This window comes from Halobacillus sp. Marseille-Q1614 (assembly GCF_902809865.1).
Classification (GTDB): Bacteria; Bacillota; Bacilli; order Bacillales; family Halobacillaceae; genus Halobacillus_A.
Genome location: NZ_CADDWH010000001.1, coordinates 3,216,326 through 3,241,323 on the forward strand (window position 1 = coordinate 3,216,326; position 24,998 = coordinate 3,241,323).

Sequence of the window (24,998 nt, forward strand, 5' to 3'; positions counted from 1 at the left end):
GGAGTCTCACCGTTTCCCCAAACCCTTTACCGTAATCAGAAAGAGACGGAACCAAGGAAGAGAGAGTGTCTTCTTTCATGAGCTTTACACAAAGATATAGCGTTCCGTTTCCACTCTTAACGGTTATGGAGGCTGGGAAATTGCGAGACTCCTGCAGGGAGAAAGAGCCAGGGGCGAGACCCCGAAGTAAAACGAGGTGGCTCGACGGCTCCCCGCGGAAAGCGAGTGATTTCCCAGCCCCCTTTCTCCATCCTTCGTAAACGAAAACCTTAATAAATATCAACCACAGCAATTAAGACTAATAAGAAAGAAGCCATTGACACAAATTCACAGATTGATTATAATTATCGGGACTGCCTTTTAGAACTCTGTTTATGTATTCGATAGGAATTTTCCTCAGGAGGTGTATATATAATGAAACGCACATTTCAACCAAATAATCGTAAGCGCAAGAAAGTACACGGCTTCCGTAAAAGAATGAGCACAAAGAATGGTCGCAGTGTTCTTGCTCGCCGCCGCCGCAAAGGAAGAAAAGTATTATCAGCATAGGCCACTGAAATTAATCAGTGGTCTTTTTTCTAGTTAAAGTATGATTGAGGCGTTTTCGCTTTTTATTTTTTTAGGGAGCTTGATTCCATGAAGAAAACTTACCGAATTAAAAAGAATGATGAGTTTCAAGAGGTTTTTCAACATGGTGAGTCGTTCGCCAATCGTCAGCTTGTTCTTTATTATTTAAAAAAGAAAGATCAGCCGCACTTTCGAATCGGCTTATCGGTAAGTAAGAAGATTGGGCACGCCGTCATGAGAAATCAAATCAAACGATACTTAAGACAAGCTTTTCACGAATTAGAAAATCAAATCAAGCCAGACTACGATTTCGTCATCATTGCCAGAAAACCGACCCAGCAGATGGGGTTTCATGAAATAAAGAGCAGCTTGACTCATGTTTTATATAAATCAAGGCTTCTCGACAAGAAGATGCGAAACTGACAATTTATATAGGCACGTCCTATAGAAAAGTGCTACACTATTCTATAGTGAAATGTGAAAGTGTAAGGAGGAAGTACGTTGCGTAATAAATGGATAGCATTACTTGCTATGACAGGTATGCTGACCTTCTTAACCGGGTGTATGGAAGTCAACCAAGAGATCACTCCGGAAAGTACAGGTTTTTGGAATGAATATGTAGTTTATCCGTTATCACAAACTCTTCAATTTTTTGCCGATTCTACTAACGGCAGCTATGGATTATCGATCATTATCGTTACGATTATTATTCGGTTAATCTTGCTTCCGTTAAACGTAAAGCAGCTGAAAAGCTCCAAAGCGATGCAGGAGATTCAGCCGCAATTACAAGAGCTTCGTCAAAAATACAGCTCTAAAGATGCTCAGTCTCAGCAGAAGCTTCAACAGGAGACGATGCAGCTTTTCCAAAAAAATGGTGTAAATCCCCTGGCCGGATGTCTGCCGATCATCGTTCAGATGCCGGTATTAATTGGTTTTTATCATGCAATCATGCGTACAGAAACGATTCAAACCCATAGTTTCCTATGGATGGAGCTGGGATCACCTGATCCATTCCTGGCCATCTTGACTGCAGCGACTACATTCCTGCAGCAGAAGCTGATGATGGCTGGAAATTCAGCAGCTCAGAACCCGCAAATGCAGATGATGCTTTACATCATGCCGTTAATGATCGGTACATTTGCATTCTTTTTCCCATCAGCATTAGCTGTTTACTGGATCGTAGGTAACATCGTGATGATCCTGCAAACATTGTTTATCCGTAAGCCAATGATGAAAGAGGAGACAGGAGGCGCGAGCAAGTGAAGCAGATGACTGCTACCGGCACTACAATTGATGAAGCGGTCCAATCAGCACTAGATCAGTTACAAACATCAAAGGACCAAGTAAACGTTGAAGTCATTGATGAAGGAAAAAAAGGTTTTCTAGGAGTTTTTGGTACTAAACCAGCTATTGTGAAAGTCTCTATTGTAAAAGATCCTGTGCAGGACGCCGAATCATTTGTTAAAGAAGTAGCAGCACAAATGGGGGCGCCTGTCGAAGTTGCAACTAAAGTAGATGGACGACATTTATTTATGGAATTAGCAGGCGAGAAAATTGCCATGTTAATTGGTAAACGTGGACAAACCCTTAATTCTCTGCAATATCTTGTTCAACTGGCAGTCAATCGTGAATCAGATCAATTTTATACGGTTCTCTTAGATGCGGAAAATTACCGCGCGAGAAGAAGAGAAACGTTAGAAACCTTGGCGAACCGTTTAGCAGAAAAAGCTGTAAGAACGGGAGAATCTATTCATTTAGAGCCGATGCCTTCTTATGAAAGAAAGGTGATCCACTCTGCTCTGCAGAATAATTCAAAAGTCGAGACTGATTCAGCGGGCAATGATCCAAAACGCCATATCGTCATCCATCCTGTTCGATAAATGAAAGAATGAATACTCCTGTCTTTAATAGACAGGGGTATTTTTTGTTTTATATTCGGCTCTGCTTATGAGTGGGAAGGAATTTTATAGCGGTAAGAAGAGGAATCGTACAACATTTGAGATTCCTGCGGAAAGCGAGCGGCTCTCTTTTTATTTTGCAAATTAACATTCCATTTGGAGTTGAAAAGTTATTAACATGTGGATAATTCATCCAACCCCTTCCCAAACTGCCCTTTTATGTGTTAATCTGTTATGTTAGTGAGTTTAAAATTTATACCCTTGTGGATAACTATATATTAATTAAAAATTTAAGGAGGTGACCGCGTGTGGAAATGGATACGATTACTGCCATATCGACTCCAATGGGCGAAGGGGCAATCGCTATTGTACGATTAAGCGGTCCGGAGGCTGTTGAGATTGCAGCCAGCCTTTTTAGGGGAAAAGATTTAAATCAAGCAGCTTCTCATACGATGCATTATGGAAAATTGATTGACCCTGATTCCGGGGAGGTTGCAGAAGAAGTCATGGTTTCTGTCATGCGTGCCCCGAAGACGTTTACGAGAGAAGATGTCGTTGAAATTAACTGCCACGGAGGCTTAGTTTCCGTTAACCGCGTTTTAGAAATTGTACTGGCCAGCGGTGCTCGTTTAGCTGAACCAGGCGAATTTACGAAGCGGGCGTTTATGAATGGAAGGATCGATCTTTCACAGGCGGAAGCCGTCATGGATTTGATTCGTGCCAAAACGGACCGCGCGATGAGTGTGGCTTTAAAACAAATGGATGGACGCCTATCTCACCTTATCCAGGAACTTCGTCAAAAACTTCTGGAAACCCTTGCGCATGTTGAGGTTAACATCGATTATCCTGAATACGATGACGTCGAAGAGATGTCGAATGAAATGATGCGTGAGAAGACGAGAGAGGTTCACACCGAAATCGAAAAACTTCTGGAAACCGCTCGCCAGGGGAAAATTTTACGTGAAGGATTAGGTACAGCAATCATTGGACGTCCAAACGTAGGAAAATCTTCTCTGATGAATGCCCTTGTGCATGAAAATAAAGCAATTGTTACAGAAATTCCAGGTACAACGCGTGATGTAATTGAAGAATATGTGAACGTGCGCGGAGTGCCTATACGATTAATAGATACAGCCGGGATTCGTGAAACGGAAGATATCGTGGAACGTATTGGAGTCGAGCGTTCCCGCCAAGTATTAAAAGAAGCCGATCTGATCCTCCTTGTGTTAAACTATGGAGATGAACTCACTGACGAGGATCGGAAGCTTTTTGAAGCTGTAAACGATATGAATATCATCGTCATTGTAAATAAGATGGACCTCGATCAGAAGCTGGACCTTGAGGAAGTTAAAAGGCTGGCAGGCGATCATCCGGTGATTTCGACAGCCCTTATTCGCGAGGAAGGCATTGATCAGCTTGAAAATGCCATCGCTGACACGTTTTTTGAAGGGGATTTGGACACAGGCGATATGACCTATGTCTCCAACGTCCGCCATGTTCAGCTGTTAAAACAGGCGAAGCAGGCGTTAGAGGACGCGCAGGAAGGCATGGAAATGGGAGTGCCGATCGATGTCGTTCAAATCGATGTAACCCGTACATGGGAGCTGCTCGGCGAGATTATAGGAGACGCAGTCCATGAAAGTTTAATTGATCAGCTGTTCGCACAGTTTTGCTTAGGGAAATAACTATAATAAATAAAAGGAGAGACAACCAAAATGACTTACGATGCAGGGCATTACGATGTAATTGTTATTGGTGCCGGTCATGCTGGAGTGGAAGCTGGGCTTGCCGCTGCGAAACGCGGGGCAAAAACCCTGATGCTGACACTGAATTTGGATTTGGTTGCTTTTATGCCGTGTAACCCGTCTATTGGCGGGCCGGCAAAAGGAATTGTTGTACGTGAAATTGACGCACTTGGTGGTGCGATGGGTAAAGTTATCGACAAAACTCATATCCAAATGCGCCTGTTAAATACAAGAAAAGGACCGGCTGTGCGTGCGCTCCGTGCTCAAGCCGATAAACCTCTATATATTAAAGAAATGAAACGCGTGCTTGAAAACCAGGAAAACTTGACGCTTCGCCAGGGAATGGTAGAGAAACTTCTCGTGGAAGATGATCAAATAAAAGGTGTTGTAACGGAAACTAAAGCGGCTTACTATGCGCCGACGGTTATCGTAACAACAGGAACCTTTATGCGCGGGCGCGTTATTATTGGCGACTTGTCTTATGAAAGTGGTCCAAACAACCAAAGAACTTCAGTTTCTCTTTCTGAGCAGCTGGAAGAGCTTGGTATCGAAATGGTCCGCTTTAAAACAGGTACACCAATGCGTGTAAACAGCCGTACGATTGATTATTCCAAAACAGAAATTCAGCCCGGAGAAGAGGAGCCTCGTTTCTTTTCCTATGAAACGACTGAGTTTATTACCGACCAAATTCCTTGCTGGCTGACTTATACGAACGAAAAAACACACCAGATTATTAATGATAACCTGGGTCTGTCTGCGATGTACTCAGGAATGATAAAAGGGACAGGACCGCGTTACTGCCCATCTATTGAAGATAAAATTGTCCGCTTTAATGATAAGCCGCGCCACCAGATTTTCCTTGAGCCTGAAGGACGCGACACAGAAGAGGTATATGTACAAGGGATGTCAACATCTCTTCCAGAATATATCCAGAAACAAATGATGGAGACCGTGCCAGGACTTGAAAATGCGGAAATTATGCGTGCCGGCTACGCCATTGAATACGATTCTGTCGTTCCGACAACGCTGTGGCCGACACTTGAAACGAAGAAAATCAGCGGCTTGTTTACTGCTGGTCAGCTTAACGGAACTTCCGGGTATGAAGAAGCGGCAGGACAAGGGATCATGGCCGGAATCAATGCGGCAGCCAAAGCGCTGGACTTAGAGCCGCTGATTCTTGACCGTTCGCAAGGCTATATCGGTGTTATGATCGATGACCTTGTAACGAAAGGAACTGATGAGCCATACCGTCTGCTCACATCTCGAGCTGAGTTCCGCTTAATGCTTCGTCACGATAATGCTGATTTAAGATTGACTGAAATCGGCCACCGTATTGGAACGATCTCTGATGAGCGTTATGCGCGTTTCCAAGAGAAGAAACGTCTGATTGAAGAAGAGAAAGAGCGCTTGAGCAATCTTATTTTAAAACCGACCGAAGAGGTGCAGGCCGCGATTGAGGAAGCTGGAGGAAGCCCGCTGAAAGATGCCATTCGTGCCTCTGATCTTCTGCGCCGTCCGGAAATGAAATATGAAGCGATTGATAAAGTGGCACCAAGTGACAAAGCAGTTGCTGATGATGTAAAAGAACAAGTGGAAATCCAAATCAAATACGCAGGATATATTAAAAAAGCACTTGATCAAATCGACCGTATGCGCAAAATGGATTCCAAAACCATCCCAGAAGACATTGATTACGATCAAATTAATGGACTGGCAACGGAAGCACGCGAACGTTTGAAAAAAGTTCGTCCGCTGTCTGTTGGTCAGGCTTCCCGTGTATCTGGTGTAAACCCAGCGGATGTTTCTATTCTGCTCGTTTATATCGAACAAGGGAAAATTGCAAAAGTATCAGGCGAGTAAAGAAAGGACGGACTTATGGATAGAAATACCTTTCTCCAGGCGTTAAAAGAACAAGGAATCGAATTAGACGAAAAACAGCAGGGCCAATTCCACAAATACTTTGAGATTTTAGTAGAGTGGAATGAAAAAATGAATCTTACAGCCATCACTGATGAAGAGGGAGTGTATTTAAAGCACTTCTATGACTCCTTAACGGCTGCTTTCTATCACGACTTTTCAAAACCGCTTAGGATTTGCGATGTAGGAGCGGGCGCTGGTTTCCCCAGCCTTCCGCTCAAGATCGCATTTCCGGATTTGAAAGTTACGATTGTCGATTCATTAAAGAAGCGAATCACCTTTTTGAACCACTTAGCCCATGAATTAGGATTGAAAGATGTCGCTTTTTATCATGACCGCGCAGAGAATTTCGGTAAAAACCCTAAATTCCGCGAAGGCTACGACCTTGTCATGGCTCGCGCTGTGGCAAGAATGTCCGTACTAAGCGAGCTCTGTCTTCCGCTTACAGCCAAGGGCGGGATCTTCATGGCGATGAAAGGACCGAACCTTGCTGAGGAAATGGAAGATGCGCAAATCGCGATTCAGACAGTCGGCGGTGAAGTTCAAGAGGTGCATACGTTTGAACTGCCTGAGGAGGGCAGCGAGCGTAATATTGCTCTGATTGAAAAACGCCGTAAAACACCTAAAAAATACCCGCGTAAAGCGGGTACACCAAATAAAGAACCTATTCAATAAGCTGCCTAATTTTAGGCAGCTTTTTTATTGAAAGAACTCGTCGTTTACGTTTAACGTTAATAAAGAAACGGTCAGGGGAAACAACTCGCTTTACCAGAGTTAAAAAACAAGCAGGAGGAGATCAAAATGCAGCTAGTCATCCTAGCAGATACGCATATGCCGAAAAAAGCGAAACAGCTGCCCGAAAAGCTGGTTCAGGAATTACAAAAAGCCGATCTTATTATCCATGCCGGGGATTGGCAGACTCCGGAAGTGTATGAACAGTTCCAGGAGTACGGAGAAGTCGTGGGGGTTTACGGCAATATTGATGGACCGGACATTCAAGAGCTCCTCCCCCGTCGGCAAATTCTCGAGCTTAATGGATATCGAATTGGCTTAGTCCATGGTCATGGAGAAAAAAAGACGACCGAAAAACGTGTAGTGGAAGAATTTGAAGGAGAAGAGCTCGACATCATCATATTCGGCCACTCCCATTTGCCGCTGCTGAGATATGTGAAAAAAACGATGCTGTTCAACCCGGGATCTGCGACAGATAAACGCAGACTGCCGCGCTTCTCATTTGGAAAGATTACGCTGCAGGACGGTATACACGCAGAACATATTTTTTATGATTCCTTCGATTGACACGTCGGACAGTAATAACAGCGGCGGGATCCTGCTTTAAATTTAATGATTTCTGACCCGTCGATGCGGCAGGGTTTGCCTTCACGGTTAAACACCCAGTGTCGATATTCATAACGCTTTGCCCCTTTGGCTTTCAGGCGTTCAGCTAATTCAATATCAGTGGTAATACCTTTATGCTCATAAGAACGCCACATCAGCTCAATGCAGGCCACAGCCGCTTTTTTTAACTGCTGGTCTGTGCAATCCATTGGCCTTAAATCGGGATGAATGCCCGCGACAAATAAAATTTCGCTTCTTAAGTAGTTGCCAACTCCCGCAATAAAAGCCTGGTCTAACAGAAGTGCTGTCCACCTTCTGCGGCGGAAACGCGAGCTTTTAAATCGCTCAACAAGTTCATCGGCTGTCACATAGTCATTTAAAAGGTCGGGACCGACTTTAGCGATAAATGGGTGGATTTCTACTTCTTCATTCCTCAGTACCTCTATATCTGAAGCGCTGTAAAGGAGCGCAGATTTTTCCTCATTATGGATAGCAAAGCGAAGCTGGCGGTTCGTCTTCGGATAATTATGAGCATTGCGTATATACCATTTTCCATACAGCTGGTTATGCGAGTAAACAGTATAGCCGTTATCAAAGCAGATCAGCATCGCCTTTCCTTTTGTTTCTACTTTAAGGATGTTCGCGCTTTTCAATAATGACTCGTAGTCCTTTAAATGATCAAAAGCAAAAAAGATATCAAGTACAGGTTTTCCGGTGATGGCTTTTTCCACATCATCCGCAGCACGTCGTATTTCTGGTCCTTCCGGCATTTTTTTCACCTTTTCTTTCCTATATTGTATTTAAATAAAAGAGGGAAATGGCGAGACTCCTGCTTAAAAACGGGCGGCCGAGACCCCGCAGCGAGGAGGTTTCGTTAAGGGAAGCGAGCCAATCCTCATAAAGAATAGAATCTGTGTAAATGAATTATCGTATGTATTTAAAAGAAAAAGCAAATAAAAGGGATCTGAGAATGCTCAGATCCCTTTTTCTCATATTTATTTAGCTGGTCATCAGCATGCCGCCGTTAATATGAATGAACTGTCCGGTAATATAAGTGGAATCATCTGAAGCAAGCAATACATAGCTTCCGACATGTTCTACAGGCTGGCCTGGACGTCCCATTGGAGTTTCCGTGCCGAATTCTTCAACTTTTTCATCGTCAAAGGAAGCCGGAATGAGCGGTGTCCAGATAGGACCTGGCGCTACGCCGTTGACTCGGATGCCTTTTTCGACTAACTGTGCAGCCATCGATCTCGTAAAGGCAACGACAGCACCTTTTGTTGACGTATAATCGACAAGCTGTGGATTTCCTTTATAAGGGTTAACAGAAGCTGTATTAATGATGGCACTTCCACGCTCTAAGTGCGGGATAGCAGCTTTTGTCATGTAGAACACAGAATAAATATTGGTTTTAAATGTTCGTTCCAGCTGCTCAGCAGAGATCTCTGTAAGATCTCCTGTTGGATGCTGCTCGGCTGCGTTATTCACGAGAATATCCAATTTGCCAAGCTCATTTACCGTCTGCTCTACGGCGTCGCGGCACACAGATTCTTCGCCCACGTCGCCTGGAATTAAAATAGCGCGCCGGCCTTCCGCTTCTATTTTTTCCTTCGTATATTGTGCATCTTCATGTTCATCTAAATAGGAAATCGCGACGTCTGCCCCTTCTTTCGCATATCCAATCGCGACCGAACGTCCGATTCCGCTGTCGCCTCCTGTAATTAAAGCAACTTTTCCTTTTAATTTATTTCCACTTGTATAATCCTCATCCGCCTGAAGCGGCAGTGGATCCATTTCGCTTTCATAGCCAGGCTGTCTATTCTGTACCTGTCCCGGCTGTCCATCTGTTTGTCTATCCATGCGGCTCATATATAAATTCCTCCTTGTAATTTGTCCCTAGACGTTTCATTCCACCTGGGCAAATTTTCAAACTATGGAAGTTGTAATTATTATGTTGAAAAAGGGCTTTATGACAATTTAATCCATACGTCTTATACGGTTTAAGTCCCTAGTAAAAAAGGGTATGGATGAACTATGCCTTGAGATGTGAAATATCTACTAATTTAAACAAAACATTTCTAATATAGGTTTTAAGTTTCTGTACGTGGGAATTTTGATTAAAAGCCCAAAGCTTGAATGCTTGAAAAAAAGTAGGTGATGAACATGAGTCGTAAGGAAAATCAACACGACGATTCATCCGATAATATTTTTGAGAAAGTTGAAGGGGGTGTTAAAAAGTCAGCCAGAGCCGTCAAAAAACAATGGCCCCGAGTTAAACGAGTAGCAAAAAAAGCAGATGACCCGGCAGAAGCTAAAGAATATGCAGAAGATGAAGTAAAAGATGAAATGAGCGATCAAGTTAAGAAGCAGTTTAAAAAGCAGATTCAATCTGGGGCAGGCAAGCTAAGGGATAACCTTGAAGAGAAGAAAGAAGAAAATGCCGATAAAGTTCACAGTAAAGCACAGGATGCTAAAGAGAAAATGCAGGAAAACCTGCTTGAATTTAGAGAAGGCGTCAAATCTTTTAAGGAATCCGGCGAGGAAGTACAGGAGAAAATAAGCGGGAATGCGCCTTCTGATAATAAGAAAGACAAATCAAAAGTCAAAAACAGCACCGATATTAAGGGTGTAAGCAGCCTGAAGAGTTATGACCAAGTCAAAGGCTCTAATGATATTAAAGGAGCCTCTCATATTAAAGGTTATTTTGATTAATTATTGAAAGGAGCATGATGAAAGATGGCTATTCAAAAGTCAACAGATAGTTCAAGTTTAGCAGAGGTAATTGACCGTATTTTGGATAAAGGGATTGTAATTGATGCTTATGCTCGTATTTCAGTAGTAGGTATTGAATTAATCACCATTGAAGCAAGAGTGGTAATTGCCAGTGTGGATACTTGGTTACGCTACGCTGAAGCCGTTGGACTTCTTCGCGATGAAGTGGAAGAAGAAGGACTGGGCGGCCGCTTAAGCGACCAGGAGTATTCTAGACCTTCTCAGCAGTCTCAGCAAAATGAACGTGCCCAATTTAATATTTAAACAAAAAAGAGGGCTGGAGTTCAACCTCTAGTCCTCTCATTTAATGTTTAGGATAGTGAGGGATTAGCTTATGAAAATTATGGACAATGTGACGGATTTTTTTAGAGAGCATATTGCTCCGCCTCATAAAATCATTTCCGTAAAAAAGCGGGAAGAGGATGAAGGCTGGCGGGTACTTGTAGAAGTTATCGAAGAAAGAGAATATATGCGCAAGTACGCGCATGATGAAATGATTGGTTTATATGAAGTGATGATAGACAGTGATAAAGAAGTTGAAGAATTTAACCGAATCAGCTTAAGATTCCGCAGTGATTTGGAAGAGCAGGAACAATGATATAGGGAGGGGAGAGCATGACAACATTAAAACCCACCAGGCTGACGTCTAAAACGCAGCAAAACGTGTACGACCATCCCTATTTTAAAAGCCTGATTAAACGGTCTCAAAGGTATTTAGCTGCCGGATATCCGGTTCATTATACAGGACCATCAGGGATAGGGAAGACTACACTTGCCCTCCATCTTGCTAAAAAACGCAATCGTCCTGTCCTTTTGATTAATGGAAATAAGGACTTATCAAATGAGGACTTAATTGGAGCATATACCGGTTACCGGCGTAAGAAGCTTAACGATAATTTTGTCAGAACCGTTCATAAGATTGAGGAAAACGTTTCTGAAGAATGGGTGAACGGCCGTCTGTACGAAGCTGTAAAAGAAGGATACACGGTCGTCTATGACGAATTTACCCGATCTCAGCCGGAAACTAACAATTTATTTCTTTCGATATTAGAAGAAGGCATTCTTCCCCTTTACGGCACGAAGCGGACAGAATCCTATATTGATGTCCATCCGGATTTTTCGATTATTTTTACGAGTAATCCTGCCGAATATGCAGGGGTTTATCAATCACAGGATGCACTGCTTGACCGAATGATTACGCTGTCTCTTCATTCGATGGATGAAGAAGCGGAAATTGCGGTTGTCAGCAGCAGGACTGCCATCAGTCAGGAAAAAGCGGAAAAAATTGTAGGGTTCATAAACGGTGTACGGGGAATATGTGAAGGAGCCGATGGGGAAGACAATTTAAGCTTACGGGCTTCGCTGATGATAGCGGAAGTCGTTCAAAGATATAACATTAAAGTAAATGGAAGCAATGAGGAATTTCAGGATATTTGTCTTGATATTACACTTTATCCGCTGCAAGTCTGCACACAGTATTCAGAGTCATTTGATGAATTAAAAGAAAAGATTTTAGATGAATGCAGAAAGGTATAGGGGGATTTGCACATGGATCAGGAAACAGGAATTTATATTTTTTGCAGTATTCAGACCAATGAAAAACCAGAGTTTGAACCCATTGAATTTGAAGGTGAAACCCGCGAAATTTTCACGATTCATTATCAGGATGCGGCAATGATTGCGGCTGAAGTGCCGATGAAGATTTATCACCCGAATAAAGATAACCTAATGCTTCACCAGCAGGTTATCTCCAGCGTAATGGAAGTATCCGACACAGTAGTTCCGATTAGTTTTGGAAATGTTTTCAATTCCTCGGAAGATGTCGAAGTTCTGTTGGAAAATCTTTATCCGCAGCTGTCTAAGCTGTTCCCGGAAATTAAGAATAAAATCGAGGTTGGCCTAAAAGTAGTCGGTAAGAAAGAATGGCTCGAAGAACAGATTTCTCACAATGAAAAAGTGATGAAGCAGAAAAACCAGGTGTCCCAAAAATCGAAGGATGCCGGCTATTTCGACCGTATTCAGTTAGGGGAAATGGCTCGTAAATTCTTCACTTCCCTCCAGGAAGAAATCGAACGTGATATTCATGAGCCGCTGCTTAAGCTTTCAGCATCCGCTAAAGCTAATGATCCAATCGGTGAAAAAATGCTGTTGAACGGCTCGTATCTGATCGATCGTGAAAAAGAAGATCAATTTGATGCGAAAGTTAATGAACTTCACGATAAATGGCAGGAAAAAGTCGATTTCAAATATACCGGTCCATGGCCGGCGTATAACTTTATCAATATTAAGTTAAAGGTGGAGGAACCGACATGATTTTTAAATTATTCACTTCGCCCATCAGCCTGCTGAAGAAAGTCGGGGAACATGTCAAAGAAGAAGTGGATAAAGAGTATTATGATTTGGAGCATATTCAGCAAAAGCTCATACACCTGCAAATGATGTATGAGCTAGAGGAAGTCTCAGAGGAAGTCTATAAGGAACAGGAAGAAGAACTGCTGCAGCGATATGAAACTGCCAAGAGACTGGAGATGGAACAGTGGCAGGATTTAACGAAGAGATAAATTACAGGGGAGAATGGCGATTATGGGTAAATTCATTTATTTATACGGCATTATCAAGTCACCACTGGATGGGGCGGATCCTTTCTCTTCAATGAAAGGAATCGATGACGAACACGAGGTTCATTTAAAGGAATTTGGTGAGTTGTCAGCAGTCGTCTGTCATGTGGATGAGTCAGAATACGGGGAAGAAGTCTTAGAAGAGAAAACAAACCAGATGGAATGGGTTCAGAAAAAAGCCTTCCATCACCATGAAATGTTAATGAAGCTTAATGAAGAAAAAACCATTATACCGATGAAATTTTGTACGATTTACCAGAGCGAAAACAGCCTGGCAAAGATGATAGATGATTATAAATCACAAATGCTGACACTAATAGAGCAGCTTGATGGAAAAGAAGAATGGAACTTGAAAATATATTGTGATCGCGAAAAGTTAACGAAACTGGTCGCCGATCACAATTTGAATATAAAAGAAAAGAAAGAAGAAATCGCCCAGATGTCAAAAGGGCGCCAATATTTAGAAACAAGAAAACTTGATCAATATATAGAGCAGGAAGCCGAAAAAGAGGAAGCTCAGTTTGGTTCCGACCTTCACGGTCAATTAATTGAGTGGAGCATACAGGATACTGTAAAGAAGAATTGGAAGCGTGATGTCACAGGAAGAGAAGAAGATATGTGCTGGAACAGTGCTTATCTTGTTCCACTGAAGGATGTAGAGAATTTTCTAGGGTTAATTTCAGAAGCCAGTGAAAAGCATAAAGATTCCGGTTATATCCTTGAAGTCACTGGTCCGTGGCCGGCGTATCACTTCGTAAATCTATTGCAAAGCGAGGAGTAAGCAATGTCGTATAGAGAAGACTTTAAAAACAAAGAAGTTGGCCTAATCGATATTCTTGATACGGTCCTCGATAAAGGAGTAGCGATTAAGGGAGATCTTATTATTTCAATTGCTGGAATTGATCTAGTGTATCTCGACTTGCGTGTGCTCATCTCATCTGTCGAAACCCTCGTGCAGGCAAAAATGGACACGGACTCGATATCTTCGAAGCGATTTGATCAAGAGAAGGAGGATTTAACTTATGTCACAGAGCAGTCTTAAGCATCAGCCTCCCAAAAGCGGAAGAATTAATCTCGATCCTCAAGGTGCCGAACAAGGTCTAGCGCAGCTCGTTTTAACTGTCATCGAGCTGTTAAGGCAGCTTGTCGAACGGCATGCCATCCGCCGAGTAGATGGAGGCACATTAACAGAAGAAGAAATTGAAAACCTGGGCCTCGCCCTGATGAACTTAGAAGTGAAGATGGATGAGCTGAAAGAGATTTTTGACCTGGATGATGAGGATTTAAACATCGACCTTGGTCCTCTTGGAAACTTACTATAGAAAGGAAGGTCAATTATGGCAGTAGAACATCCAACACAGTCATCAAGCCTAGTGGACGTTTTAGAAACCGTCCTTGATAAAGGAGTAGTTATCGCAGGGGATATCCGAGTGGGAATTGCCGATGTCGAACTCCTCACAATTAAAATTCGGCTTATTGTAGCTTCAGTAGATAAAGCAAAAGAAATTGGCATGGACTGGTGGGAAACCGATCCATACCTGAATTCTAAAGCAGCTGAGCAAAATAACGAGCAGCTTGAGAAAGAGAATAAAGAACTGCAGAAGCGTATCGAACAATTGGAAAAAAACACAGGACGATCAAATAACCGATTCGTATAAAATTTTGGAGGAGTGAAGAGTAATGGGAGAGAAATCAAACAATAAAAGAGGAATGTTCGCTAGAGCAATCGTAGGAGGTCTTGTCGGAACAGCGGCTGGAATTTTTATGAAACCGCGCAAGTCAGACAGTTCCGATCAAGATCAAGAAGGCAAGGAGGAAGAATCAGGGACTTCCTTAAAGGATAAAGGGAAAGCAGCTGGCGTAAAAGCTAGTGAAAGCTTTAGAAAAGCTAAAATTAAAACGAAAGAAAAAACAAAAGATGCAGCCAGCAAGACAAAAAGTACGGCTGGCAAACTGAAGAAAAAGAACAGGCAGGAGGAAGAAGACTCCTCTGAAGACGTAAATGAAGAGTTAAACATGCAAGAGGAGGAAGAAGAAGAGTACTTTGATGGCCAGCCGCAAGGTGAGCAGGAGGAGAATGAAGAGACTGACGACCAGGCGGAGGACCAGGAAGAAGATGACGCTAGTGATGAGGCAGCGGCATCTATGGAAGAAGATTCTGACTCTGAAGATGATGAAAGTGAAGAGAAAGAGTCTGAATCTGATGAAGACGATGTAGATGAGGAAGAAGACCAGGAAGATGCAAGCGAAGAAGCAGCTGCATCGAAAGAGAAAGATTCTGGCAAAAAAGGCAAAAAATCTTCGAAGAAGCAGGAAAACAAACAGTCCGATGAAGAAGACGATGTAGATGAAGAAGACCAGGAAGATGCAAGTGAAGAAGCGGCTGCATCGAAAGAGAAAGACTCTGGCAAGAAGGACAAAAAATCTTCGAAGAAGCAGGAAAATAAGCTGTCTGATGAAGAAGAAGACGATGAAGATGAGGAAGACCAGGAAGACGCTAGTGAAGAGGTTGCTGCTACCGTAGAAGCAGAGCCTGAAACAGAGACCGAAACTAATGAGAAATCCTCTAAAGCTCAAAAAGACAAGAAATCCAGTGATGATAAAGATGAAGACGACGATGACGAAGACGACGAGGACAATGAAGAAGAGGAAACAGATCAGCAGCAGAATTCCAACAAGCAGAAAAAGTCCAATAAGTCCGACTCTAATTCCACAACTAAGAGTTCTTCCAACAAGTCTAAAAGCAATGGCAATTCAAAAGGAAATTCGCCAAAAATGAACACGAATAATAAGTCCAATAATAATTCGAAGTCAAACGGAAAGCAAAAGAAAAAAACCACTCTCTCTAATAATGATGACACAAAAAAATAGAGTTTAAAGGGCATAAAAGGAGGCTTTAAAATGGACGATGTTCTGCAGACGTTTGTGAAAGCAGCAAATAATTATGACTTTTCATTAGATATTACCCTTAATGTGAATGGAGCTTTAATTTCAGGTACTACGATGTCAGCAGAGGAATATTTAAATTCCATTTCCTCTGTTTTTGATGAAGGGAACGATGTTTCTCAAGCGATTGGCGAAAAGCTGAGTCAAGCGGGTCAATCAGCCAAAGAGAATTCAAAAAGCGTTTCTTATATTCATTTGAAAAACACGCGGATCTTTAACGGAGATGCTGATTCAACACCAGCTGAAGGGGACTTTTACTGGCGAGGCAAACTCGAACAGGTGGATGGCTTCTTTCTAGGCAGAATTTCATCTGAAGAAGAATAAGTTTAGTAAGAAGCGGTACACGGCCGCTTCTTTTTTGTGTCATACTTACATATAAAGAAGCTTCGCAGAAGAAGAGGGGGAGGCGCTTATGTATCCTTATATTTTGATGACCTTAGTAGTCATTATGTACGCGGGAAATATTTTAGTGGGGAAGGCGATCAATGACCTGCCTCCGTTTACTATTACTTTTTTTCGTTTGTTAATTGCCTTTATCGTATTACTTCCGATCGGGTATCGAAGTGCCTGGAAGAATAAGTCCGTGTTTTTGGAAAACAAAAGAGCGGTCTTACTGCTGTCCCTTTCCGGCATTGCTTTATTTAATACCTTTATTTATGGGTCCTTGCAATTTACGTCTTCAACTAATGTGGCGATTTTGGAGTCAGCGATACCAGCGGTTACGGTTATTTTGAGTTTAGTGATATTAAAAGAAAAATTACTCCGTGTTCAGTGGCTGGGCGTTATTTTATCTCTCGCCGGGGCTGTATGGGTGATCCTGGACGGCCGGTTCCTTAATTTAAGCCAGATTGAGTGGAATGTGGGAGATCTGATCATGATTGGAGCGATTTTATCGTGGGCGTTTTATTCGGTCATCGTCAAGCTCCACATGTTCCGCTTCCCTCCTTACGCGGCTGTGCTCGTCATCACCGGTGTTGCGTTAGTGGTACTTTTTCCTGCTGTTTTGATTGAATGGCTGCTTGTTGGCTTTCCAACCATTACTCAGCCCGCCTATTTGGCCGGTTTATTGTACCTAGGGATTTTCCCGTCTTTCATCGCCTTAATTTTTTATAACCGTGCGGTCGATTTATTAAGTGCTTCTAAAGCATCGATCTTCTTGAATTTGCTGCCCGTCTTTACCATGGCCGGAGCTTCTCTCTGGCTGGACGAAGCGATTAGGCCGATGCATATTGTGGGGACCTGTATAGTCATCGCCGGCGTCATTTTAACGACTCAAGGAGGAAAAACACCAACTAAGGAAAAAGTATCAGATTTAACTGCACCAGCAGAGGGTAATACAAAATAAAGGTATTACTACTTTAAATAATCTTAGTTTAATCCTTAATTTCAAGCATTTTTTACGTTTCGTCCCTTAAGATGAGGGTATCTTTTCCATATAAGGAGGAATGATCAACATGTCCCTAACGGCAATCAGTTTACTAATCATTGCAGTATCCTTTGCTGTCCTCACCATTTTTGTCGTAAAAGTTCTAAAAGCTGCTTCCCAGACGATGGAACGAGTGGCCGGCACTTTAGAAAGTGTGGAGAGCAAAGTTGACGGAATTACAAAAGAATCAGAGCAATTACTGCAAAAATCCAATTCTCTCGCTGTGGATGTCCAACATAAAAGTGAATCCCTGGACAGCTTGTTTGATTCACTCCAGAATGTCGGCACAACAGTTGGGAATGTGAATGATACGATGAACGTTCTCGCACAGAGCATGAATAAGGAATCTCATCGACATTCTGACAATATCGCACACTTTATGCGATGGGGAGATACAGCCATTAATCTATACACAAAATGGAAATTAAGAAAACAAACGGTAGACAGCCCATCAAGATAGCAAAAGAAACTAAAGGAAAAGAGGTTTTGAAATGGATCTATTAGGTATTGGAGTATTGATCATAGGCATCGCATTCGCGATCGTATCGATTTTTCTAATGAAAGCATTAAATAATCTGGCTAATGTCTTAAAAGGTGTCGACCGAACAGTAGAAAAGCTTCCCGAGCAGCTTGATGAGGTAATGGCGCAGACGGTTGAAGTGTTAAACAATAGTAATGATACATTAGCTGATGTAAATGTGAAAATTCGTGCCCTCAGCCCGCTGTTTTACATTGTGGGTGACATTGGAGAATCTTCCCGAAAGTTAACTTCCTCACTAGTGGATGTTACAAAATCCATGAAGAAGAGTACATCAACAGGCGAAGCCAAAGTGAAAGAAAGAGATGTAAGCGGGCTCTATGGCGCCGTAGCCCTTGGTTATTATCTCACGCAAAAAAGAAAAGCTTTAAAAGAAGCAGCAGCGGCGAGTAAGAAAGCATGAGCCACACGATTAAAGAACGTAAACAGCCCAATAACCTCATTGCAGCAGTTATTTTTCTTATAAGTTTTTTGGGCGGCGCCTTATTACGTTCAAAAATTGCACCTGATGATCCTTCAATTCGTCAATCGACGAAAGGCTATGTAAAGGATAAATATAATCAGAAAACAGACAAGCTGAATGAAAAAGGAAAGCAGAGGTACCAGGGCATTCAGCGAAAGAAACAAAGTTTAAAGTCAGAGGCAAGAAAAGATGCAATTACGCAAGTTTAACAAAAAAAACAGATAGATTCCCATATTGGAATCGGAAGGAGAGCATTATGTCTAACCAAACACAAACACCAGAAACAACACTAAGAGCACAAACAGAAGAGAAGAAGTCAAAGAAGGGTAAATTAACATTAGCGATTACTGCTGGAGCTTTAGCTGGAGGTATTGCCGTTCTAGCCACTCCATCAGCTCGTAATAAAGTTAAAGAGAAATCCTCCTCCACGAAGAATTCTGTCAGCCAATATGTCGCTGATGTGAAGTCAGATCCATCTGGAGCTAAGAATGATTTAATGCAGCGAATTCAAAAAACGGCCTCCATTACAAAAGAAGCGCTGAATAAAATCCAGAAGATCTTAGATGAGCAAGGAAAAGACATTAAAGAAAAAGTAGAAGATGTAACAGAAGAATCCCAGGAAATCGTCTCCACAGCTAAAGAAGCCGGTGAAGAGCTGAAGGATGTCGGCGACAAAGTAAAAGAAGCGAAAGAAGAGCTGACGGACTCCGCTAAAGATGAAGCCGCTGCTTCTACAGAATCAGGCAGCAGCAAAGATGATGATAACGATACGGACCATACAGTTACGAAAACTCCAATTAACTAAATAAAAGAGAAATCCCCTTTTCAAAAAGAAAGGGGATTTTTTTATGTGAAATATTCTAAAGAAGCTTCAGGGAAGAATTGTTCAATATATCCTCCAAGTGTTTCCTTCATCTCGCTCTGCTCATCCTTTTTATAAACATACTTGCCAATTCCATAACGTCCCCACTTGTACTGGCGCTTCTCTTCGTCCATTTCAAGCTTCGTCATTGGGTAGTTTTTCTGAATGACGCGTTTGGCTGGTTTGGTAAAGCGGTGCTGAATCAATTCGAACGTTAAATCTTTTACAGCGTGAGGCGGCAGTTTAGCATCCAGCTGTTCAAAAAGCTCGCGGTATCCTTTTTTCCAGTCATCGTACAGGTAAATCGGAGCGATGATAAATCCAAGCGGGTAACCAGCTTCTGCGACTTTAACCGCAGCTTCAATTCGTTCATTTAGACGCGACGTGCCCGGTTCTAAAAATTTAATGACATAATCTGCGTTTAAGCTGAAGCGAAATCTCGTTCTCCCGTTATGATCGGCATCAAGCAAATGATCGACATGAGCAAACTTGGTCACGAACCGCAGGCGGCCGTGCTCGGATTTCCCAAAGTATTCAATTGCCTCTTTGAGTGTATGGGTTAAATGATCAACCCCTACGATATCTGACGTACACGAAGCTTCAAACCTCGTTTCCTGCGGCGCACGTTCTCTCATATACTGCTCGGCGGACTCGAAGATTTCATCTGTATTCACATAGGTTCGGATATACGGCTTGCTTCCCATCGTCGTCTGTAAGTAGCAGTAATGGCAATGGCCCATGCATCCTGTAGCAAAAGGAATCGCGTACTCGGCTGACGGCTTGGACGTATCAAATTTCAATGTTTTTCGAACGCCCACTACGAGTGTTGATTTAGCGACCCGGTATTTTTGAAAATCATTTTCTCCCGGCAGGTTTCTCACCTGGTTATGGGAGGTCGTTTCCCTAATTTCTATATCCATGTCTTCAAATTTCTTCTTAAGCCTCTGCCCAAGCGGATACTCAAGCGCCCGAGGCTCGATATAGACGAGCTGAGGAACGAACGGCTTTACCATTCCAGTCCCCCCTCATAAGTAGAGCCGAAACTCTCCTCAAACGCCATCTCTGCCTCTTTTTCAGAAGGGTAGACGGCGATTCCGGCGTCGAGCGGATAATACGTTTCATATAAAAACAGGGCAAGTTCTCCCGGACGCTCGGGATTGTGGACGACTGCCGCTTTCTGGACGTTCGCGACATTATAAGTATGGGGATTGCGATAAATTACATATACGATATCTCCTGCTTGGTAGCTATGGCTGCCTGCTTCCATCATTTACACACCCTAACTCTAAGTTGTATGTGTTCATTGTTCCACTAGAGTTGAAAATTATGTAAATTAGTTATAGTATTCTAATTATACTGGATATTAAATTCTAAAAATATAATATGATGATAAGGAGTAGTACCACTTACCGAGGGTACCTGGTACCAGGATGGGCCTCAGCCTAATCAGCAGAGGAAATAGAAAGGATGATCGTATGGACATTATCAAATCAACTTATAAAAAGAGAGAAACGTATCGAATTACATTCGATTGCTCGCTTTTGTATGAGTGTGCGCTTAGCATAGCGGCAGTTACGAATACTCCTTTAATTGATACATTAGAACGGCCGTTACAAGCGATTAGAAAAAAGGCCAATCACACTCTGCAGAAACAGTTAAACGATGTGGAAGTACATAACACGTGGAAAGCTCTCCTGCAGCTCCTGCATCAAGACACTTTTTCCTCACTGAACTCATTCACTTCTTACATTAACAGCCTAAATGCCGAACAACTTCGCTTTGTATGTCTTCCTTATTTGGGGTATGAGCATGAGGAAGACCGCAAGAAAGCAGCAAACGGCGATAAGTCTTCCATCCAAATGTGGCAGAAAGAAACGGCGGATCATCCTTTTTACTCCCCGTATATTTCTTTTATTACATCAACGGACACGGATCATTTAAAAGAACATCTCGTTGAAGTCATGACGTTATGGTACGAGGAAATGGTACGGCCGCAGGAAGAGAAGATTGAAAAAGTTCTTCAAAAAGATATAAAAGACAAGCAGCGAATGCTTCAAAAGATCGATCCGGAAAGCTTTGTGAAATGGGCAACCGGAGGGATTCAGTATAGCCCGGAGCCAAGTGTGTATGAAGTGGTGCTCATCCCTCATCAAACGTATCGTCCGTGGAATTTAGAAGCTGATCTAAACGGAAAGAAGGTTTTTTATTATCCGGTCTCAAACCAGAGCATGGAAGGAAGCGACGCCTACACCCCCAGTCAATTTCTCGTTCAGAAATATAAAGCGCTTGGGGATGAAAACCGATTGAAAATCCTCAAGTATATGACAGAAGGGGAGAAGTCCCTTCAGGAGTTAACGGATTTGATGGGAATAGGCAAAACGACCGTTCACCACCATTTAAAAATGTTAAAATCCGCCCGAGTTATAGAGAATAACCGGCAGACGTACCGGCTGGTTCCCCATACGCTCGATACGCTGCCTCATGAGCTTCAGCAATTTTTAGATGGAGAGACCTATGAATAATAGGGTCGATCAGCCGCCTCCCTGGAAAAAGAATTTCCCTGTCTTTCGTTTAATTGGCGGAAGTGTCGTATCTTTTATAGGCGACCAGATTTACTTTTTGGCTTTGCCTTTCGTTGTCTTATCCTTAACCGGATCTCCGCTCGCCATGGGGATTGTTGCCTTTTTAGAACGGCTGCCCATTCTGCTTCAGCCTCTGCTCGGTGTTTTAGCCGACCGTTATCATAGAAAGCTTCTTTTAATCGTTTGTGATATAGGAAGGGGCACACTGATTGGCCTGATCGGATTCCTGTATGTGTTTGATCAGTTGCAGATGTGGCAGCTGTATACAGGCGCTTTTGGTATGGGTGTGTTAAGCCAGCTGTATAATACGGCCCAGTTTGCGTCGATACCTGCTCTCGTAAGGGAACACGACCTTGAAAAAGCCAATGCGGTAAACGGCGGCTTGTTTCAGGCGGCTGTCCTTATTGGTCCTGGATTAGGCGGGATCATCGTCAGCATGTACCATCCGGGCTATGCGTTACTCATTAACAGCTTAAGCTTTTTTCTCGCTTTAGCCGCCCTTCTGACCCTGCCGATTCGTCCGCACGCGTCTAAAAGGAAAAACATGTGGCGGGAAATGAAAGAAGGTTTCACTCACGTTTATAAGATTAAACCGATTTTCTACACTAATATTGCCATGCTTATTTCCATTTTCGGCACCACACTGTTTCTTACGATGATGGTTTTTCATATGAAGGATACTGTGGGACTGAGCGCTGCCTCTATCGGCTGGCTACTGTCAGCGGGAGGGGCATCGGCGATTTGCGGGGCCTTCCTCTCACCATTTCTTAAGAAAAAGTGGAGTTACCGTCAGATCCTGTTTACCGCTTCTTTTCTCGGCGGCCTTTCGATCATTGGTTTCAGCCTGACCCACTCTTACTGGTCGCTGCTATTAATGAATGCCATCGGTACTTTGGCGGCTTCCATTCAAAGTCCTTGTATTATCACGATCCGGCAAAAATTAACCCCGGCCCGTCTGTTAGGCCGTGTCCAGGCCACGAGTCGGCTGATCAGCTGGCTGTCGATGCCAGTCGCTGCATTATTTTCCGGGGTTTTTTCAGAAGCAGCCAGTACGACTTTTACGATTTTATTAGGGGGAATATTAGCGGCAGCCGCCTCAATATTTTACTTACACCCCTCATTAGATTTATCATCAGAAAAAGAAGCGGCCTAACGTAAAACCTGGCAAAGGAGTGAAACGTCTATATGAATATAACGCATGCGACGACAGAAGAAATCAATGAAATCCTTCCAAGAGTGCAGGAATCGCTTGAAGAAGGATCGCGCGGTTATTATGAAGTGGATCAGGACAAGGCTTCCCGGATGATGCAGGATGTGTTAAGCCAGGATGGCCAGATCCAGGTGGTCACCGAAGAAGGCCAGGTGGTCGGCTGGGTCGTGTACGGCCAGCAGGACGACAGATTTTCTGGGGAGAAAGTGGGATTTATCTACGATTTATTTTTGAGAAAAGAATATAGAGGAAAGGGGTATGCCAGGGCTTTAATGGATAGTGCCTTAAGAGAGCTGAAGCTGCAGGGCATGACGTCAGTGCGGCTCGTCGTGTATGCAGGCAACCATGCGCGTGCTTTATACGAAAAGCTTGGATTCACCGAACAGCGGACGGTGATGGCGAAGAAGCTTTAAATTCCTAAAAACGAAAAGGGGCTTGATCAATGAATCCTCTCTTAAATGAACTGGGGACTGTTTTTATTCCTGTAAAAGATGTGGAAAAGGCACGGGATTGGTACTGTGATCTATTAGGTGTGCCGGCTGATGGCGAGGTGCTTCACGGCCACCTCTATGTCCTACCTATGAAAGGTACAGGAATTGTGCTCGACAGTAAAATTTATGCAGAAGAGGCGACTTTTAAAGTGCCGGCTTTTCATTTTAATACCAAAGATATTGAAGGGGCCTATCAGTTTATGAAAGAGAAACAGATGAATCTGTTAACAGATGTGGAGAACGGTCACTGGTTTAAGTTTACTGATCTGGATGGGAATGTCCTGATGGTGTGCGAGTGCTGAAGAAAGTACCTGTGATTCAAGTGTGTGAACGTATGCAGTTCGTTGGGTTTCGCTGGGAGGCCCGCTGAATATATGCTGTAAATAAGAGGGTTAAAAGATTTCAAGAAATTGGACATCTATTTATCTCTCGAAATGGTCGAAAATCTATAAAATAACTATTATAATATAAACGAGTTTCATAATTTATAAAATACTGTCGAAAAGTGAACTATTAAATATTGCGCTTCCTCGATACTTTAATAGGGAAAATATGATAAAATAAGTTAAGAGTAAAAAGGCATTACGAATGCGCAGCAGCTATTTAGCCTGCGGCGCTTTTTTCTATTGGCTGTGAATGTTCCACGTGAAACAGCTGTGTGCCTGATCGCAAAAAGGTGGTGTTTGATCGTGTTACATCCTTTTAGCCGTCTGTTCGGACTGGGCGACAAGTCGGATTCAGAGCATGATGAGAGAGAAGAACAAGTCGAACAAGAAGAATATAATCCAGACGAAGTCATTCAAGTTCCTGTTGATCGCGTTCAACCAAACCGCTATCAGCCAAGAGCCATTTTCAACGAGGAAAAAATCAATGAACTCGCCCAGACGTTACATACACATGGGATGATTCAACCGATTGTCGTACGTCGACTAAATGAAGAACAGTATGAGTTAATTGCAGGGGAGCGCAGATGGCGTGCCGTTCAGACTCTTGAATGGGAAACGATCCCCGCGATTATTCGAGATATGGATGATGCCCAAACGGCTTCTGTAGCTTTAATCGAGAACCTTCAGCGTGAAGAGCTGACGGTTATTGAAGAAGCTGCGGCTTATGCCCGACTGCTTGAAATTCATGAGTTAACCCAGGAAGGGCTGGCTCAGCGTTTAGGAAAAAGCCAATCGACTGTGGCTAACAAGCTGAGACTTCTAAAGCTGCCGGAATCTGTTCAAATGGCTGTCATGACTAAAGAAATCACTGAACGCCATGCGAGAGCATTAATTGCTTTAAAAGATGAGGAAAAGCAGGAGAAGCTGCTGCAGGAAATCATCGAAAGACAGCTGAATGTAAAGCAGACAGAAGAACGGATTAAGAAAATGCAAGATACAACCCCTAAGAAAAGAAAGCCGAGGCTTAAAGGGGTTAACAAAGATATGAGAATTGCCATGAATACGATCCGCCAGTCTCTTGATATGGTTACAGATACGGGAGTCGACTTGGAAACGAATGAAGAAGACCACGAAGACTACTATCAATTTACGATAAAGATTCCGAAGAAAAAACCATAGAACTTAAGACTTCTCTCACCCATCTTCCTATGTTTAGATGGGTGTTTTTAAAAGCGGACA

34 protein-coding genes are annotated in these 24,998 nt (G+C 42.9%); 30 read left to right on the forward strand and 4 right to left on the reverse strand.

The window, feature by feature from the left end; translation table 11 throughout:
• The first annotated feature begins 414 nt into the window (after nt 1–414).
• The 8 genes from rpmH to HUS26_RS16215 all read left to right on the forward strand — a co-directional run bounded on the left by rpmH (nt 415) and on the right by HUS26_RS16215 (nt 7,426).
• Nucleotides 415–549 (forward strand): 50S ribosomal protein L34, encoded by a 135-nt coding sequence (rpmH, locus tag HUS26_RS16180; RefSeq protein ID WP_173918076.1) that lies wholly within the window; start codon nt 415–417, stop codon nt 547–549.
• A gap of 87 nt (nt 550–636) precedes the next feature.
• Complete coding sequence (gene rnpA / locus HUS26_RS16185) at nt 637–990, forward strand: ribonuclease P protein component (RefSeq protein WP_173918077.1); 354 nt, start codon at nt 637–639, stop codon at nt 988–990.
• A gap of 78 nt (nt 991–1,068) precedes the next feature.
• Nucleotides 1,069–1,830: a YidC family membrane integrase SpoIIIJ gene (gene spoIIIJ, locus HUS26_RS16190; RefSeq protein ID WP_173918078.1), complete on the forward strand. Its 762-nt coding sequence runs from the start codon at nt 1,069–1,071 to the stop codon at nt 1,828–1,830.
• Nucleotides 1,827–2,447 (forward strand): RNA-binding cell elongation regulator Jag/EloR, encoded by a 621-nt coding sequence (jag, locus tag HUS26_RS16195; protein ID WP_173918079.1) that lies wholly within the window; start codon nt 1,827–1,829, stop codon nt 2,445–2,447. The genes spoIIIJ and jag overlap by 4 nt, the downstream gene beginning before the upstream one ends.
• Before the next feature lie 326 nt (nt 2,448–2,773).
• On the forward strand, nt 2,774–4,150 hold the full coding sequence (mnmE, locus tag HUS26_RS16200; RefSeq protein WP_173918080.1) for a tRNA uridine-5-carboxymethylaminomethyl(34) synthesis GTPase MnmE: 1,377 nt from the start codon (nt 2,774–2,776) through the stop codon (nt 4,148–4,150).
• A gap of 30 nt (nt 4,151–4,180) precedes the next feature.
• Nucleotides 4,181–6,070, forward strand: a complete 1,890-nt coding sequence (gene mnmG / locus HUS26_RS16205; RefSeq protein WP_173918081.1) for a tRNA uridine-5-carboxymethylaminomethyl(34) synthesis enzyme MnmG — start codon at nt 4,181–4,183, stop codon at nt 6,068–6,070.
• 15 nt (nt 6,071–6,085) lie between these two features.
• Nucleotides 6,086–6,802, forward strand: coding sequence for a 16S rRNA (guanine(527)-N(7))-methyltransferase RsmG (gene rsmG / locus HUS26_RS16210; RefSeq protein ID WP_173918082.1), 717 nt, complete (start codon nt 6,086–6,088; stop codon nt 6,800–6,802).
• Nucleotides 6,803–6,928: 126 nt separating this feature from the next.
• The gene (locus HUS26_RS16215; protein WP_173918083.1) at nt 6,929–7,426 is read left to right on the forward strand and encodes a metallophosphoesterase; all 498 of its coding nucleotides are present in this window, start codon (nt 6,929–6,931) and stop codon (nt 7,424–7,426) included.
• Here HUS26_RS16215 and nei read toward each other — a convergent pair.
• Both nei and HUS26_RS16225 read right to left on the reverse strand, forming a co-directional pair.
• The gene (nei, locus tag HUS26_RS16220) at nt 7,408–8,235 is read right to left on the reverse strand and encodes an endonuclease VIII (RefSeq protein ID WP_173918884.1); all 828 of its coding nucleotides are present in this window, start codon (nt 8,233–8,235) and stop codon (nt 7,408–7,410) included. The genes HUS26_RS16215 and nei overlap by 19 nt on opposite strands.
• Nucleotides 8,236–8,464: 229 nt before the next feature.
• The gene (locus HUS26_RS16225) at nt 8,465–9,334 is read right to left on the reverse strand and encodes an SDR family oxidoreductase (RefSeq protein ID WP_173918084.1); all 870 of its coding nucleotides are present in this window, start codon (nt 9,332–9,334) and stop codon (nt 8,465–8,467) included.
• A 294-nt stretch (nt 9,335–9,628) separates the two neighbouring features.
• Here HUS26_RS16225 and gvpQ point away from each other — a divergent pair, with 294 nt between their 5' ends.
• The 17 genes from gvpQ (at nt 9,629) to HUS26_RS16310 (ending at nt 19,033) form a co-directional block, all read left to right on the forward strand.
• Nucleotides 9,629–10,177 carry a gas vesicle protein GvpQ gene (gene gvpQ, locus HUS26_RS16230; RefSeq protein ID WP_173918085.1) on the forward strand — a complete coding sequence of 183 codons (549 nt, stop codon included), beginning with the start codon at nt 9,629–9,631 and terminating at the stop codon, nt 10,175–10,177.
• A 24-nt stretch (nt 10,178–10,201) separates the two neighbouring features.
• Nucleotides 10,202–10,501 (forward strand): gas vesicle structural protein GvpA, encoded by a 300-nt coding sequence (gene gvpA / locus HUS26_RS16235; protein WP_173918086.1) that lies wholly within the window; start codon nt 10,202–10,204, stop codon nt 10,499–10,501.
• A gap of 70 nt (nt 10,502–10,571) precedes the next feature.
• Nucleotides 10,572–10,835, forward strand: coding sequence for a gas vesicle protein GvpO (gene gvpO, locus HUS26_RS16240; RefSeq protein WP_173918087.1), 264 nt, complete (start codon nt 10,572–10,574; stop codon nt 10,833–10,835).
• Nucleotides 10,836–10,852: 17 nt separating this feature from the next.
• Nucleotides 10,853–11,773, forward strand: coding sequence for a gas vesicle protein GvpN (gvpN, locus tag HUS26_RS16245; RefSeq protein WP_173918088.1), 921 nt, complete (start codon nt 10,853–10,855; stop codon nt 11,771–11,773).
• Between the two features lie 12 nt (nt 11,774–11,785).
• Nucleotides 11,786–12,550: a GvpL/GvpF family gas vesicle protein gene (locus tag HUS26_RS16250; RefSeq protein ID WP_173918089.1), complete on the forward strand. Its 765-nt coding sequence runs from the start codon at nt 11,786–11,788 to the stop codon at nt 12,548–12,550.
• Complete coding sequence (locus HUS26_RS16255) at nt 12,547–12,798, forward strand: gas vesicle protein GvpG (RefSeq protein WP_173918090.1); 252 nt, start codon at nt 12,547–12,549, stop codon at nt 12,796–12,798. Before HUS26_RS16250 ends, HUS26_RS16255 begins: the two co-directional genes overlap by 4 nt.
• A gap of 22 nt (nt 12,799–12,820) precedes the next feature.
• Nucleotides 12,821–13,636, forward strand: a complete 816-nt coding sequence (locus HUS26_RS16260) for a GvpL/GvpF family gas vesicle protein (RefSeq protein ID WP_173918091.1) — start codon at nt 12,821–12,823, stop codon at nt 13,634–13,636.
• A gap of 3 nt (nt 13,637–13,639) precedes the next feature.
• On the forward strand, nt 13,640–13,897 hold the full coding sequence (locus tag HUS26_RS16265) for a gas vesicle protein (protein ID WP_173918092.1): 258 nt from the start codon (nt 13,640–13,642) through the stop codon (nt 13,895–13,897).
• On the forward strand, nt 13,878–14,177 hold the full coding sequence (locus HUS26_RS16270; RefSeq protein ID WP_173918093.1) for a gas vesicle protein K: 300 nt from the start codon (nt 13,878–13,880) through the stop codon (nt 14,175–14,177). The genes HUS26_RS16265 and HUS26_RS16270 overlap by 20 nt, the downstream gene beginning before the upstream one ends.
• A gap of 15 nt (nt 14,178–14,192) precedes the next feature.
• Entirely contained in the window at nt 14,193–14,513 is a 321-nt protein-coding gene (locus HUS26_RS16275) for a gas vesicle protein (RefSeq protein ID WP_173918094.1), read from the forward strand.
• Between the two features lie 22 nt (nt 14,514–14,535).
• A complete protein-coding gene (locus tag HUS26_RS16280) occupies nt 14,536–15,726 on the forward strand; it encodes a hypothetical protein (protein WP_173918095.1) in 1,191 nt (396 codons plus the stop codon).
• A 30-nt stretch (nt 15,727–15,756) separates the two neighbouring features.
• Complete coding sequence (gene gvpU / locus HUS26_RS16285; RefSeq protein ID WP_173918096.1) at nt 15,757–16,125, forward strand: gas vesicle accessory protein GvpU; 369 nt, start codon at nt 15,757–15,759, stop codon at nt 16,123–16,125.
• Nucleotides 16,126–16,213: 88 nt separating this feature from the next.
• On the forward strand, nt 16,214–17,146 hold the full coding sequence (locus HUS26_RS16290) for a DMT family transporter (RefSeq protein ID WP_173918097.1): 933 nt from the start codon (nt 16,214–16,216) through the stop codon (nt 17,144–17,146).
• Between the two features lie 109 nt (nt 17,147–17,255).
• Entirely contained in the window at nt 17,256–17,687 is a 432-nt protein-coding gene (locus HUS26_RS16295) for a DUF948 domain-containing protein (protein ID WP_173918098.1), read from the forward strand.
• Between the two features lie 31 nt (nt 17,688–17,718).
• Nucleotides 17,719–18,168: a DUF948 domain-containing protein gene (locus HUS26_RS16300; protein WP_173918099.1), complete on the forward strand. Its 450-nt coding sequence runs from the start codon at nt 17,719–17,721 to the stop codon at nt 18,166–18,168.
• Nucleotides 18,165–18,437, forward strand: a complete 273-nt coding sequence (locus tag HUS26_RS16305; protein WP_173918100.1) for a hypothetical protein — start codon at nt 18,165–18,167, stop codon at nt 18,435–18,437. Before HUS26_RS16300 ends, HUS26_RS16305 begins: the two co-directional genes overlap by 4 nt.
• 47 nt (nt 18,438–18,484) lie before the next feature.
• Nucleotides 18,485–19,033, forward strand: coding sequence for a hypothetical protein (locus HUS26_RS16310; protein WP_173918101.1), 549 nt, complete (start codon nt 18,485–18,487; stop codon nt 19,031–19,033).
• Nucleotides 19,034–19,074: 41 nt separating this feature from the next.
• Here HUS26_RS16310 and splB read toward each other — a convergent pair whose 3' ends face one another.
• The gene (gene splB, locus HUS26_RS16315; RefSeq protein ID WP_173918102.1) at nt 19,075–20,103 is read right to left on the reverse strand and encodes a spore photoproduct lyase; all 1,029 of its coding nucleotides are present in this window, start codon (nt 20,101–20,103) and stop codon (nt 19,075–19,077) included.
• Nucleotides 20,097–20,357 (reverse strand): transcriptional regulator SplA domain-containing protein, encoded by a 261-nt coding sequence (locus HUS26_RS16320; protein WP_173918103.1) that lies wholly within the window; start codon nt 20,355–20,357, stop codon nt 20,097–20,099. The genes splB and HUS26_RS16320 overlap by 7 nt, the downstream gene beginning before the upstream one ends.
• 208 nt (nt 20,358–20,565) lie before the next feature.
• Between HUS26_RS16320 and HUS26_RS16325 the strand changes: the two genes are divergently transcribed.
• The 5 genes from HUS26_RS16325 (at nt 20,566) to noc (ending at nt 24,938) form a co-directional block, all read left to right on the forward strand.
• Entirely contained in the window at nt 20,566–21,612 is a 1,047-nt protein-coding gene (locus HUS26_RS16325) for a metalloregulator ArsR/SmtB family transcription factor (protein WP_173918104.1), read from the forward strand.
• Complete coding sequence (locus HUS26_RS16330) at nt 21,605–22,825, forward strand: MFS transporter (RefSeq protein ID WP_254434222.1); 1,221 nt, start codon at nt 21,605–21,607, stop codon at nt 22,823–22,825. The genes HUS26_RS16325 and HUS26_RS16330 overlap by 8 nt, the downstream gene beginning before the upstream one ends.
• 32 nt (nt 22,826–22,857) lie before the next feature.
• A complete protein-coding gene (locus HUS26_RS16335; RefSeq protein WP_173918106.1) occupies nt 22,858–23,295 on the forward strand; it encodes a GNAT family N-acetyltransferase in 438 nt (145 codons plus the stop codon).
• A gap of 29 nt (nt 23,296–23,324) precedes the next feature.
• The gene (locus HUS26_RS16340; RefSeq protein WP_173918107.1) at nt 23,325–23,675 is read left to right on the forward strand and encodes a VOC family protein; all 351 of its coding nucleotides are present in this window, start codon (nt 23,325–23,327) and stop codon (nt 23,673–23,675) included.
• Between the two features lie 387 nt (nt 23,676–24,062).
• Nucleotides 24,063–24,938, forward strand: coding sequence for a nucleoid occlusion protein (noc, locus tag HUS26_RS16345; protein WP_173918108.1), 876 nt, complete (start codon nt 24,063–24,065; stop codon nt 24,936–24,938).
• Nucleotides 24,939–24,998 lie beyond the last annotated feature (60 nt).